Below are 13,290 nucleotides of genomic sequence, written 5' to 3' on the forward strand. Positions count from 1 at the left end.
TTGAATATTTATACAAAGAACTCAGGAATATACAAAAATCTTCAAGAATATGTATAAAAATACAAGAATATCTCTTATTTTTGAAGAAAACTCCTTAAAACTGAAAATTCACACTTGAATGAAGCGTTCATGAGGCTGTTTTTGAAAATAATCACGAATTTCTTTGCGGCTTTCTTCATTTGACTTGTAATTAAGCATTTTTGTCTGGAAATAATGTCCGAATTCGAACTGCGCGCAGTAGTACGAAAAAAATCTCTGAATCCGCGTCTTGTGGAATTCCTTTGGCTGGAATTTTTCAACATTGTCTATAAAGTTCAACGCAGTTTGCATCCTGTCAATTGTAATTTTTTCCGCGGAATCTTCAAGGCCGTTTTTTATTTGCGCGAAAATCCAGGGACGTTCGGCGGCGGCTCTTGCAATCATGATTCCGTCTGCTTCCGGGGCTTTTTGAATGGCAAACTTTGCGCTGGCGGTGTCCTTTATGCAGCCATTTACATAGACTTTGATTTTTTTTTCATACCGCTGTGAAAGTTTTTTCGCAAACTCGTACCTTGGAAGTCCGCGGTATTTTTCCTTGATTGTGCGCGCATGAAGCGTTATAAGCTCAACTCCGTTTTCTACAAGCATATCTGTAAAGTTGAAAAAAGTTTGCTCCGTGAAATTTTCGTTTCCAAGCCTGCATTTTACGCTAAATCTGAAATGGTTTTGTGTTTTTTCTTCTATTAAATCCAGCGATTTTTTTACTTTTGAGACTGCTTCTGCGGTTTCTTTTAGCGGCTTTAGCATCCAGGCGATTCCGGCTCCGATCTTGTAGATTTGCGGGGCAGAACAGCCCATGTTCAAGTCGATTCCGATTCCGCCTTTCTCGCACACAATTTCAGCTGCCTTTGCCAACGATTCCGCGGAAGTTCCCGTGAGCTGCCACACGATTTTTTCCGGGCAGGGTCCGTTCATAAGATAATATTTTTCAAACGGTCCCATATTCAAAAGCGAAGAGGCATTTATCATTTCGGTGAAATATTCATCGCAGCCTCCGAATTCTTCCACAGAAATCCTGAATGCTTCATGGCTCAAGGTTGCCATTGGCGCGCAGATAAGTTTCATTTTGAATTCAAGTATTCCGCAAAAAGTTCAGCGGCATCAGCGCAGAGTTCCGGGCAAGGGCGTTTTTTGTAGTACTCTTCTGTTCTTTTTTCTGAAACTGGAGAATCTGCTTTTCCTTCAACGGAATTTTTTCGCAGGTAGTTTTGGGATTGTCCGAGCGGAGAAAGTCCAAGAAGTTCCCGGCAGATAAACGAGCCGTTCTTTTTCTTGAACTTTTCGCACAAAAATTGTCCGTCTTTGTAAACTGAATCCTTGGCTTCTTTGTCTTTTGGGTCTGAACTGCCGTTTTTTATGCTCAATGCAAGCAGCATTCCGTTTACCGCACCGCACATTTCACGCAGCCTGCAAGTTCCGCCGCCAAATGCCTGGGCAGATTTTAATGCAAGCTCCCGGTCAATTCCAAGTTCCCCACAGAAAACTTCAAGAACTGACTGGGCGCAATTGAAACCGCTTAGAAAATTTTCCTTTGCGCGTTTTTTTGCTTCTTCCGGGGAAATCATAGCACCTCTATAGATTTTGCGGCTTCTTCAATAAAAGAAGCGTCAAGAGATTCAATTTCGCCTTTGTCAACAGCAGCAGACATATTCTGTTCGATTGGAATGCGGGCAAGAACTTTTAGATTGAATTCTTCCGCGATTTTTCCGATGTTGCTTTCACCGAAGACTTTTATTTCTTTTCCGCAGTCCGGGCATTTTACGTAGCTCATGTTTTCTACAAGGCCCAAAACCGGAACATTCATCATGTTTGCCATGTTTACGGCTTTTTCAACGATTACGCGCACAAGCTGCTGCGGCGAAGAAACAATTATAATTCCGTCTATTGGAAGCGACTGGAAAACTGTGAGCGGAACATCTCCAGTTCCCGGCGGACAGTCAACGAACATAAAATCAACGTCTTCCCAAAGAACATCTGTCCAGAACTGGCGCACTGCCCCGGAAATAACTGGACCACGCCAAACAACCGGATCAGTTTCGTTCTGCAGAAGGAAATTCATCGACATAAGCTGAATGCCTGACTTTGACTTGACTGATTTTAAGTATCCGCCTTCGCTTCCGTCGCTGTTTTTTTCTGAAACACTTTCAGCGCGCACATTTCCAAGCCCGAATGAAGTTGGAATGGAAGGTCCTGTAATGTCAGCGTCAAGAATTGCTGTCCTGAATCCGTCTTTATTTACTTTGCAGGCTAAAAGACTTGTTACAAGCGATTTTCCGACTCCGCCTTTGCCAGAAACAATTCCGATAACTTTTTTTACAGAAGAGCCTGAATGAAGATTTTCCTTTAAAGGCTTTTTTTCACATTTGTCTCCGCAGCTGGAGCAGTTTCCACCACAAGCCATTTTTCACCTCTATTTTTTTGTATTTAGTTTGCAATGAATATAATCAAATTTCCTCAAAAATACAATAAAAGATATGCAATGACAGGGCAAGCGCATTATAAATGTATTCAGCATAAAACTGGCTTTCAGTCACGGTTTTCTGGTTCAAAATCGCGCAATGATGCGCCACAAGCTGATTGTTGCAAAGTAACCATAGAATTGAGCGCTCACGCGGTCGCAACAATCAGAGTGTTTTTTCCCTCACGAACCGTTCCTTCGCACAAACTTTACTTAAAATATTTATAATGCGTTTGCCGTGTATGCAATGATAATATGCGTTATGCACAGTAAATATATTGAAGAAAATATAAAAAAATGTTAATCTATAATTCACTCTCAGTAAAAAGTGGTAAAATAAACTTTTTAGTGGGGGGGGGGTACTTGTTGGTATTTTATGCTTCGTTACTGACTTTTATTTTGAGCCTTTTGCTGACTTGGCTTATAATAAAGATTTGTAAAAGATACGAAATTTATGATGAAATAGATCCTCGCAAGATTCATAGCGGAAACATTCCTCGTTTGGGAGGTGTCGCAGTCTTTGTGTCTTTTTTTGTTTGCGCAGGAATCTACGTCTGCCTTTTTCAGAAGGGAGCATTTGATTTTGCCTGGCAAGCATTTTTAGGACTGCTTTTGATATTTGCCTTTGGATTTATTGACGACCTTGTTGATTTGCACGCACGGTTTAAGTTTTTAATTCAGATTGCCGCGGCTCTTTTGGTTGCGCTGAGTCCTGTTGGAATCAACAAAATATTCTTTGTAAACTTGAATCCTGTTTTTGGAAAGATTTTTACTTTTTTTTGGATTTTGGTCTGTGTAAATGCTTTCAATTTGATTGACGGAATTGACTGGCTTTGCTCTGGAATTTCATTTCTTTCTATTATAACGTTTGGCGTTTTAAGCTTGATTTTTAGAACATACTCATTTTCACTTTATTTTATTCTTGCGGGCGCAATTGCAGGATTTATGGTTTTCAATAGACCGCCGGCAAGAATATTCCTTGGAGATTCAGGAAGCCAGACTTTGGGTTTTGCTGTTGCAGTTTTTCCGCTTATTTACAAAGAATCTCCAAGTTTTGAGTATAACAAGATGCTCATAATGCTTCTTATTGCGTCTATTCCTCTTACAGATGTTATTGCCGCCACTTGGAGAAGACTCCGTGATCACCGTTCTATTTTCAGTGCGGACAGATCCCATATTCACCACAAAATGCTTAACGTTGGATTTTCACGATGCGCGACAATTGTATTCCTTTTGTGCCTTCAGGTTCTTATCTGCTTTTCAGTTTTGATTTCATACAAGCTTACTGTAAGAGTTGCGACTGCCGAGCTTTGCCTGTTTTTGGCTATAGTTGAGCTTGTTTTTATCACATTCCATTATCTGAATCATTCTGTAAATCTTAGAAGAACAGGACATCTTCAAGACCATCCAATGGAAGAGCACTAATCCTGTGTGTTTTTTTCGCTTCCGGTTATAAGCGGAACGTGCTTCCTGTTAGAACAGGAACGTTGTTTTTCTTTTAAGCGGAAACCTCTTCCTCTTCTAATAGGAATGCTTCTTTTGTTTGAGTAGGAACATTCTTTTTGTTCATGCGGAAATGTTTTTTTCTGGAAAATTCCCGTGCTTTTCACTTTGTTCTTATTTTGTTATACTTTCTGAAAATAAATTTCTGTCCACTTGATTTTTGGACAAAGAAAATTTTTAAGGAAAAACTATGTTAAGTCAAAAAGATTTGTTTAAATCCGCTGTGTTGAATGCTGTGAATCAGTTTAAAATTGAAAATAAAATAGATTGCCCTGAAATTGACGAAAAGCTTGTGCGTGTGGAAAATCCGCCGCGCCCTGAAATGGGAGACTTGGGAAGCCCGATGTTTCCGTTCGCCAAAATGTTCAGAATGGCTCCTCCTGCAATTGCCGCCTCCGTTGCCCAGTCGCTTAAAAAATCCGCGGAAAACGATGCGTCTCTTGCTTCTCTTGGTGAATTTGACGCTGCCGGTCCTTATGTGAATATAAAGTTAAATAAGGCTGCTTCTGCTTCAGGAATTCTGGCTTCGATTGTTTCTCAGGGGGAAAACTACGGCTCTTTTGATTCCGCAGGAAAAAAGCCTCTTGAAGGCCAGCGGATTATGGTTGAATTCTCTTCGCCGAACACAAACAAGCCGCTTCATCTTGGACATCTTCGCAATGACGCCCTTGGTGAAAGCGTGAGCCGGATTCTAAAAAAAGCGGGTGCGGAAGTTTTCAAAGTTGACCTTATTAACAACCGCGGAATCCATATCTGCAAATCCATGTTGGCGTACAAGCTTTTCCATGAGGCAAAAAATGAAACCCCGGAATCTCTTGGAATGAAGGGAGATCATTTTGTAGGCCAGTGCTATGTTGAGTTTGACAAGTATTCCAAGGAGCACCCGGAAGCCGTTCAGCAGGCGGAAGAAATGCTTGTAAAATGGGAGCAGGGAGACAAAGAAGTCCGCGGGCTTTGGCAGAAAATGAACAGCTGGACTTTGGACGGACTAAAGGAAACTTATAAGAGAACTGGAATTGTCTTTGACAAATTCTATTTTGAAAGCGACACTTATCTAAAAGGAAAAGATGAAATCTTAAAAGGACTTGAAAAGGGTGTATTCTTTAAAGCTCCCGATGGTTCTGTGAGAATTGATGTTACCGATGTTGTTGGAAAAGGCAAGGATGAAGACAGCCACGAAAAAGTTCTTCTTAGAAAAGACGGAACTTCTGTTTACATAACCCAGGACATTGGAACTGCAATCAGCCGCCACAATGACTGGCCTTTTAATCAGCTTGTTTACGTTGTTGCAAGCGAGCAGAACTATCATTTTAAGATTCTTTTCCATATCTTGAAAAAACTTGGATTCGGCTGGACTGAAAAACTGTTCCATTTGAGCTATGGACTTGTAAACCTTCCGAGCGGAAGAATGAAAAGCCGTGAGGGAACCGTTGTTGACGCTGATGACTTGATTGATAGCCTCCATGCTCAGGCTTTAAAGGCGATTGAAGAGCGTGGCAGGGACAATTCAGTTGGGAATCCTGATGAAGTTGCTGAAAAAGTCGCGCTGGCTGCCTTGGATTATTACCTTTTGAATGTTGCGCCGGTAAAAGATATGCTTTTTAACCCGGAAGAATCACTTAGCTTCAACGGAAACACAGGACCTTATCTTCAGTACATGGGAGCGCGCATCGCTTCAATTTTACGCAAGGCAAAAGAGCAGGGGCTTGAGCCGTCTAGTTCGGTAGAAGATTTTTCACTTTTGACTGCGGAAAGCGAATGGGCTTTGATAAAGGATTTGGAAAGATTTCCTTCTATTGTTCAAAAATCTGCGGAAACTTTAGATCCAAGCGGAATGGCTTCTTACCTTTACGATGTAAGCAAAAGTTTCAGTGCGTTTTACCGTGACTGTCCGATTGTCGGAACTGCTTCTGAAAATGAGCGTCTTGCAAAAGCCCGCCTTGCTCTTGCGCAATGCACTTTGTCTGTTTTAAAAAGCGGAATGGATCTTGTTCTTGTTCCTTACTTGGAAAGAATGTAAGGTCTATAAAAAAATTCTGCCTGCCTAAAAATTTATGCGGGCGGATTTTTTGAATTTTAATAAAACTGTATTTTCTCAATTATCAGGGCAAACGCATTATAAATGTATTCAGCATAAAACTGCTCTCCCAGACACGGTTTCGTGGTTCAAAATCGCGCAATAATGCGCTACACGCTGATTGTTGCAAAGTAACTATAGAATTGCCCGCTCACGCGGGCGCAACAATCAGAGTGTTTTTGCCCACGAAACCGTTTCTTCGCGCAAACTTTACTTAAATTATTTATAATGCGTTTGCCCTGTCTCAATTATTCTCTCTTATTGAATAAATACTTAGTTTTTTGTATACTGATGTTGTTTTACAAAAAAAAAGTGCATATTTATACAAAAATGGAGGCTCGTCTATGAACGAAAACAGTCAGAACTCAAATTTTATCGACAAACTTTCAAAACTTACTGTGGACAACGATCCCATAGATCCAGCCCTTTATGAAAAATTCAATGTCAAGCGCGGACTTAGATATGCGGACGGACGCGGAGTTTTGGTCGGACTTACAAAAATCGGAGATGTTGTAGGATATTATATCGATGAGTCTGGAAGCAAAGTCGCCATTCCTGGAAAACTGATTTACCGTGGATATAATGTTGAGGATATTGTAGAAGACGCGGAGCTTCATCATCAGTTTGGATTTGAGCAGTGCGTTTATCTTCTTTTGTTCGGACAGCTTCCTACTCAGTCGCAGCTGGATGAATTTTCAAGTTTCTTGGGAAGCCTAAGGTCTCTTCCTGAATATTTTACAGAAGACATGATAATGAAAGCGCCTTCAAGCGATATTATGAATAAAATAGCGCGCGGAGTTCTTGCCTCATATTCTTATGATCCAGATCCTGAAAACCGCGATGTTGCAAATATTCTTCGCCAGTGCATAGAGCTTATTTCCCGCTTTTCCACATTGGCCGCTTATGGCTATCAGGCAAAACGCCGCTATTATGATGGAAAAAGTATGTACATCCATAATCCGCTTCCAGAGCTTAGCACTTCTGAAAATTTCCTGCGCCTTACAAGAAACGATAAGAGCTATACTCGTCTTGAAGCTGAAATTCTTGACCTTGCGCTTATTCTTCATGCCGAGCACGGTGGTGGAAACAACTCTTCTCTTACAATCCACGTAGTTTCATCTGCGGACACAGATACTTATTCCGCTGTTGCCGCCGCGGTTGGCTCTTTAAAAGGCCGCCGCCATGGTGGAGCGAATATCCGCGTTATAGAAATGATGGACAATATCAAAGAAAATGTAAGAGACTGGAGCAACGAAAAGGAAATAGAGGACTATCTTTATAAAATCGGGAAAAAAGAAGCCTTCGACCGCACAGGACTTATCTACGGACAAGGGCACGCCGTCTATACAATCAGCGATCCGCGTGCAATTCTTCTAAGAAACAAGGCTGCAGAACTTGCAAAGGAAAAGGACTGCGAGGAAGAATTCAATCTTTACACTTCAATAGAACGGCTTGCTCCGGAAATTCTTTATGAGCTTCACGGACAAAAAAAGCGCATCTGCACAAATGTTGACTTTTATTCAGGCTTTGTTTATTCAATGCTTGGAATTCCGCGTGAGCTTTACACTCCTTTGTTTGCCATTGCGAGAATTGCCGGCTGGAGCGCGCATAGAATTGAAGAGATTGTCGCAGGAAAACGCATTTACCGCCCGGCATATAAAAATGTCGCAGAAGAGCGTGAGTATGTTCCAATGGAAAAACGTAAATAAAAAATACATTACTGATGACAAAATTCAAAAATTTGTTGACAACTCGATATAAATTTTATTATCTTTTTCATCAGATAGGAAAATGAAATGAGCAAAGAAAAACATCATCACCACGAGGAACACAAGCACGAAGAGCATGAAAAACTTCAGAATGCCGTAGCTCAGGAGAATGAAAAAAAAGAAAATGCGGAAGTTCAGGAAGAAAAAACTCTTTCCGCAGAAGAAAAAATTTCAGAGCTTGAAAAGCAGATTGACGGACTGAAAAAGGAAAATGCTGACTTAAAAGATCAGGTTTTGCGCCGTGCTGCTGATTTTGACAACTACAGAAAAAGAGCGATTCAGGAAAAGCAGGAAGCCTTTGATTTTGCAAACACAAATTTGCTAAAGGATCTTCTTGAAAGCCTTGATAACTTTGACCGCACTGTCGAAGCCGCGGCTACTGCCACAGATCCAAAGTCTATTGCTGATGGCGTTACAATGATAAACAAGAACCTCATCAGTATGCTTGAGAACAAGTACAATCTTGTTTCTTACGGTGTTGCAGGCGATGCGTTTGATCCGGATATTCATGAAGCCATTGGCTCTTCTCAAGACCCGGTAGCTTCTCCTGTTCTGAAAGTAGTTTATCTGAAAGGCTATAAACTCAAGAACAGAGTTATTCGCCATGCAAAAGTAATGGTGAGTATGCCGGACGGAACTGTAAATCCGCCGTCAGAAGAAAAGAAAGAAACTGAAGAACAAAAATAGTTTCTTCAGGAAAAGATAAATTGAATATAAAAAGAGGTAAATATTATGGGTAAGATTATTGGAATTGACTTGGGAACAACAAATTCTTGCGTCGCTGTAATGGAAAACGGCGAGCCTGTTGTAATCCAGAACTCAGAAGGCGGACGCACAACACCTTCAATCGTTGGTTTTACTGCAAAAGGAGACCGCATTGTTGGTCTTCCTGCAAAGAACCAGATGGTTACAAATCCAAAAAACACAATTTATTCTATTAAACGTTTTATCGGACACCGCTACAACGAGCTTTCTGGTGAAGCAAAGCTTGTTCCATACACTGTAAAAGACCACGGTGAAGATGTCCGTGTTGAAGTTGAAGAAAACGGAGCAAAGAAGGAATACAGCCCTCAGGAAATTTCAGCGTTTATTCTTCAGAAAATGAAGAAGACTGCGGAAGATTATCTTGGCGAAACGGTTACAGAAGCTGTAATTACAGTTCCTGCTTACTTTAACGATGCTCAGCGTCAGGCTACAAAAGATGCTGGTAAAATTGCTGGTCTTGATGTAAAGCGTATTATCAATGAGCCTACAGCAGCATCCTTGGCATTCGGATTCAACAAGGATCAGAAGCAGGAAAAAACAATCGCGGTATACGATCTTGGCGGCGGTACATTTGATATTTCAATTCTTGAGCTTGGCGACGGTGTTTTCGAAGTAAAATCTACAAACGGAAACACTCACCTTGGTGGAGACGACTGGGACCGCTGTGTTGTAAACTGGCTTATTGAGCAGTTCAAGGCTGATACTGGAATCGATCTTTCAAAGGACAGCATGGCTTTGCAGAGACTTCGTGAAGCTGCTGAAAATGCAAAGATTTCTCTTTCAAACCAGACAACAACTGAAATCAACTTGCCGTTTATTACAGCTGATGCCACAGGTCCTAAGCACTTGCAGAAAACTTTGACACGTGCCCAGTTTGAGCAGATGACAGACCATTTGTTTGAAGCTACACGCGAGCCTTGTATGAAGGCCATGAAAGATGCTGAAATTACACCTGATAAGATTGACGAAGTTCTTCTTGTCGGCGGTTCAAGCCGTATGCCAAAAGTTCAGGAAATTGTAAAGTCAATTTTTGGAAAAGAAGGAAGCCGTGCTGTTAACCCGGATGAAGCAGTTGCAATTGGAGCTGCAATTCAGGGCGGTGTTCTTGCAGGCGATGTAAAAGATGTTCTTTTGCTTGATGTTACACCTCTTTCTTTGGGAATCGAAACAATGGGCGGAGTCTTTACTCGCCTTATCAACCGTAACACAACAATTCCTACAAAGAAGAGCCAGGTTTTCTCTACAGCGATGGACAATCAGACTGCTGTAAGCATCCATGTTCTTCAGGGTGAGCGCGAAATGGCAGCCCAGAACAGAACTTTGGGTAATTTTGACCTTACAGGAATTCCTGCGGCACCTCGTGGAGTTCCTCAGATTGAAGTTACATTCGATATTGATGCGAACGGAATTGTCCATGTAAGCGCAAAGGATATGGGAACTGGTAAAGAACAGCATATTCAGATTACTTCTTCAAGCGGACTTTCTGAAGAGGAAATCAACCGTATGGTAAAAGATGCCGAGGCAAATGCCGATGCCGACAAAAAGAAAAGAGAGGCAATCGATGCAAAGAACGAAGCTGACAGCCTTGTTTATGCAACTGAAAAATCTCTCAAGGATATAGGCGACAAGATTTCTGCTGACGAAAAGTCAAAGATTGAAGCATCAATGAACGAACTTAAGGAAGCTCTTAAGGGCGATAATATCGATGACATCAAGGCTAAGGCTGAAAACTTGAAGCAGGCTTCTTACAAGATGGCTGAAGAACTTTACAAGTCTCAGGCTGCACAGCAACAGCAGGGTGCGGCAGGAGCACAGGGAACTTCAAATCCAAATCCTGATGAAGGAAAAGACGGAAATGGTTCTGGCTTCAAGGGCGCAAATAACGCTGATGATGTTGAGTACGAAGTAAAAAACTAAAATCTAATCTAAAGTAAGAGAAACGGGGTTGCCTTGAAAGAAATTTCGGGGCAACCTCGATTTTATAGGAAGACAGTATGTCTGCAAAACGTGATTATTACGAAGTTTTAGGTGTTGATAAAAATGCGGATAAGGACGCAATAAAAAAAGCTTATAGAAAACTTGCCATTCAGTATCATCCAGACCGCAATCCAGGTGATAAGGTCGCAGAGGAAAAATTCAAGGAAGCAACAGAAGCTTATGAAGTTCTAAGCGATGATCAAAAACGTCCGATTTATGATCAGTATGGCTTTGCTGGATTGGAAGGAATGGGAGGCGGAGATGCTGGCGGTGGATATAGCCACGCTTTCCATGACTTTAGCGATTTGTTCGGCGGCTCAAGCGGATTCAGCGATATTTTTGAAAATCTTTTTGGCGGCGGATTTGGCTTTGGCGGAAGTTCAGGCGGAAGAAGCAGAAGCAATAATGACGGCGCGAGTTTGCGTTATGATTTGCATATTGATTTTAAAGAAGCGGTTTATGGCTGCAAAAAAGATATAACTTTCAGGCGGGACGAGCAGTGTCCTGATTGCCACGGAACAGGAGGAGCCGCAGGCTCTTCTGTAAAGACTTGTCCTAGCTGCGGCGGAAGAGGTCAGGTTGGAAGAAGCTCTGGTTTCTTTGTTGTTCAGCAGACTTGTCCTACTTGCCACGGAAAGGGAACTGTAATTGACAAGCCTTGCGCTTCTTGCCGCGGAACTGGAGTTTTTGCAAAGTCAACAACAATGAGCGTAAAAATTCCTGCTGGCGTAGAAAACGGACGGCGGCTTTCTATCCACGGAATGGGAAATGCTGGAACACACGGCGGTTCCGCCGGAGACCTTATAATAGTTGTAAATGTACGGTCTGACAGATATTTTGAGCGCGATGGTCATGATTTGTATTGCGCAGTTCCAATAAGCATATCCCAGGCGATTTTGGGTGCTACTATAGAAATCAAGAATCTTGATGAAAAGACTTTGTCTATAAAAGTTCCGGCAGGAACTCAGCATGGAAAATTTCTCCGCATACGCGATGAAGGCGTTCCATTTGAAGGCTCTTCAAGAAAAGGCGACCTTTATGTAAAGATTATGGTTCAGATTCCTTCAAAGCTTTCCCGTCAGCAGATTGCCGCGATGGAAGCTTTTGCCGCATTGGAAAAGCCAACATCTTCGCCGGATCTTTTGACAAGAGAATCCTTAGGCTGATAAAAAATTAACATTCCCCGGCTTGATCGGGGAAAACTGTCCTAGCTCATTTCTAAGTTTCATATAATTTTTTCTTAAATTTCTGCCGATAGTATGATATACTGTTGTATAAACCCAAGAGCGAGGTGCAGAGATGTATAAGACTAAAAGACATGCCGTTTCAATTGCAACGGGAGCCGTTTTTCTTGTAATTTTAGCTTTCTTAGTTTCAGCCGTTTCTCCTGCTGTAAAAAATGCACGTGAAAATGTTATATTCTTTGCCTTTACAACAACTTCTGTTGTTTTTTCAATCATCTATGTTGTTGTTACGCATTTAAAAAACGGAATTCTTGACATAATCCGGAACAAGGCGTTTTTTACAAAGGAAACTGGCATTTTAAGTGAATTTATCGATAAAATCCGTTTCTGCTATTCGCTGGATGATTTTTACGAGGCGATTTCTTCAGTTCTTGAATTAAAAGGTGACTGCTCTGTTCTTTTTATTGACCGTGAAAAAGACTATGTCCTTTACAACAGCCCGGATAGAATTTCCTGCTCTAAATCCGTAATGGATGCGCTCAGGCTTAACTATCCTGTTACTTGGAGCGAAGGCTATTTCTTTATGGGAGATGAATTCGGCATTGTAACAAAGCAGAGCCAGGCGCGCGGTTTTATTCTTTCAAGAAATAAAAAGCACCTTTACGTTTTCTGCCGATACACAAAGCTTTTTGATTCTGAAATTTACAAGCTTCTTTATGATGAATTCGCGCGTTTTCAGGCCAGGGCACTTACAATCAGCAATTTGTCTGAAATTTCTTCACTTTCAAGAGAATGGAAGCAGCTTGCGGACACACAAAAGTCGTTCTTGCCGCTGGATATGCCTAAGATTGACAAGCTTTCTGTTGCGGCATATTACCGTCCGCTTGTAAATGTTTCAGGAGACTATTATTCAGTTCTTCCGATTTCTTCGACAAAAACACTACTTATGCTGGGAGACGTTTCTGGAAAAGGTCTTGCGGCCGCGCTGGTCATGGGACTTGTTATGAACACAGTAAAAATTCTTGGAGACAAGGAAAATCTTCCTGCCATGATTAGGGCTGTTGACAAGGCGATAAAAGGAATGAAGCTTCAGGATAAATACACGGTTCTTTTTATTGGAATCGTTGATACTGAAAAAATGACAATCCGCTATGTAAACGCTTCCATGTCTGATCCGCTGATTATCACAAATTCTCCGTCCGGCTATAGAATCAAGCCTCTGACTTCCAACTGTTCACTTGTTGGAATTATTGACATTGACGATGTTCAGGTTGATGAGCAGCGTTTGTTCCGCGATGATGTTATTCTTATGGCTTCCGACGGTGTTTCTGAAGTTATGAATGACGAAGGCGTGGAACTTGGGGATACAGAACTTTATCAAAAGACGATTAAAAAGAGCGCGGCAAAGTCGCCAAAAGAATTTATAGATGATGTTGTAAATCTTATTATGGAATACAACGGTGGAAAAAAGCTCAGGGACGACGTTACAATGATGGTCGCCAAGGTCGAGAGGTAGAA

At 41.5% G+C, this 13,290-nt stretch carries 10 protein-coding genes; 7 read left to right on the plus strand and 3 right to left on the minus strand.

From position 1 onward, the window contains the following. Window positions 1-108: 108 nt before the first annotated feature. From TRESU_RS03070 to TRESU_RS03080, 3 genes are read right to left on the minus strand one after another with little or no spacing between them, the layout of a single operon-like run. The gene (locus tag TRESU_RS03070; RefSeq protein WP_013700852.1) at window positions 109-1,104 is read right to left on the minus strand and encodes a tRNA-dihydrouridine synthase family protein; all 996 of its coding nucleotides are present in this window, start codon (window positions 1,102-1,104) and stop codon (window positions 109-111) included. Next, window positions 1,101-1,604 (minus strand): C-GCAxxG-C-C family protein, encoded by a 504-nt coding sequence (locus TRESU_RS03075; protein WP_013700853.1) that lies wholly within the window; start codon window positions 1,602-1,604, stop codon window positions 1,101-1,103. The genes TRESU_RS03070 and TRESU_RS03075 overlap by 4 nt, the downstream gene beginning before the upstream one ends. Then, complete coding sequence (locus TRESU_RS03080) at window positions 1,601-2,440, minus strand: Mrp/NBP35 family ATP-binding protein (protein WP_013700854.1); 840 nt, start codon at window positions 2,438-2,440, stop codon at window positions 1,601-1,603. The genes TRESU_RS03075 and TRESU_RS03080 overlap by 4 nt, the downstream gene beginning before the upstream one ends. A gap of 420 nt (window positions 2,441-2,860) precedes the next feature. Here TRESU_RS03080 and TRESU_RS03085 point away from each other — a divergent pair, with 420 nt between their 5' ends. The 7 genes from TRESU_RS03085 (at window position 2,861) to TRESU_RS03120 (ending at window position 13,288) form a co-directional block, all read left to right on the plus strand. After that, window positions 2,861-3,922: an MraY family glycosyltransferase gene (locus tag TRESU_RS03085; protein WP_169309731.1), complete on the plus strand. Its 1,062-nt coding sequence runs from the start codon at window positions 2,861-2,863 to the stop codon at window positions 3,920-3,922. Window positions 3,923-4,190: 268 nt separating this feature from the next. Beyond that, complete coding sequence (gene argS / locus TRESU_RS03095; protein ID WP_013700856.1) at window positions 4,191-6,020, plus strand: arginine--tRNA ligase; 1,830 nt, start codon at window positions 4,191-4,193, stop codon at window positions 6,018-6,020. 401 nt (window positions 6,021-6,421) lie between these two features. Next, complete coding sequence (locus TRESU_RS03100; protein ID WP_013700857.1) at window positions 6,422-7,786, plus strand: citrate/2-methylcitrate synthase; 1,365 nt, start codon at window positions 6,422-6,424, stop codon at window positions 7,784-7,786. 87 nt (window positions 7,787-7,873) lie between these two features. Further along, window positions 7,874-8,533: a nucleotide exchange factor GrpE gene (locus TRESU_RS03105; protein WP_013700858.1), complete on the plus strand. Its 660-nt coding sequence runs from the start codon at window positions 7,874-7,876 to the stop codon at window positions 8,531-8,533. Between the two features lie 45 nt (window positions 8,534-8,578). After that, complete coding sequence (gene dnaK / locus TRESU_RS03110; RefSeq protein WP_013700859.1) at window positions 8,579-10,528, plus strand: molecular chaperone DnaK; 1,950 nt, start codon at window positions 8,579-8,581, stop codon at window positions 10,526-10,528. 77 nt (window positions 10,529-10,605) lie between these two features. Beyond that, window positions 10,606-11,754 carry a molecular chaperone DnaJ gene (gene dnaJ, locus TRESU_RS03115; RefSeq protein ID WP_013700860.1) on the plus strand — a complete coding sequence of 383 codons (1,149 nt, stop codon included), beginning with the start codon at window positions 10,606-10,608 and terminating at the stop codon, window positions 11,752-11,754. Between the two features lie 133 nt (window positions 11,755-11,887). Continuing rightward, window positions 11,888-13,288 (plus strand): PP2C family protein-serine/threonine phosphatase, encoded by a 1,401-nt coding sequence (locus tag TRESU_RS03120; RefSeq protein ID WP_013700861.1) that lies wholly within the window; start codon window positions 11,888-11,890, stop codon window positions 13,286-13,288. Window positions 13,289-13,290 lie beyond the last annotated feature (2 nt).

The organism is Treponema succinifaciens DSM 2489, from assembly GCF_000195275.1.
Taxonomy (GTDB): domain Bacteria; phylum Spirochaetota; class Spirochaetia; order Treponematales; family Treponemataceae; genus Treponema_D; species Treponema_D succinifaciens.

Coding starts and splice junctions, on each gene's coding strand:
- TRESU_RS03070 (WP_013700852.1), bottom strand. CDS start 1,104: ATGAAACTTATCTGCGCGCCAATGGCAACCTTGAGCCATGAAGCATTC.
- TRESU_RS03075 (WP_013700853.1), bottom strand. CDS start 1,604: ATGATTTCCCCGGAAGAAGCAAAAAAACGCGCAAAGGAAAATTTTCTA.
- TRESU_RS03080 (WP_013700854.1), bottom strand. CDS start 2,440: ATGGCTTGTGGTGGAAACTGCTCCAGCTGCGGAGACAAATGTGAAAAA.
- argS (WP_013700856.1), top strand. CDS start 4,191: ATGTTAAGTCAAAAAGATTTGTTTAAATCCGCTGTGTTGAATGCTGTG.
- TRESU_RS03100 (WP_013700857.1), top strand. CDS start 6,422: ATGAACGAAAACAGTCAGAACTCAAATTTTATCGACAAACTTTCAAAA.
- TRESU_RS03105 (WP_013700858.1), top strand. CDS start 7,874: ATGAGCAAAGAAAAACATCATCACCACGAGGAACACAAGCACGAAGAG.
- dnaK (WP_013700859.1), top strand. CDS start 8,579: ATGGGTAAGATTATTGGAATTGACTTGGGAACAACAAATTCTTGCGTC.
- dnaJ (WP_013700860.1), top strand. CDS start 10,606: ATGTCTGCAAAACGTGATTATTACGAAGTTTTAGGTGTTGATAAAAAT.
- TRESU_RS03120 (WP_013700861.1), top strand. CDS start 11,888: ATGTATAAGACTAAAAGACATGCCGTTTCAATTGCAACGGGAGCCGTT.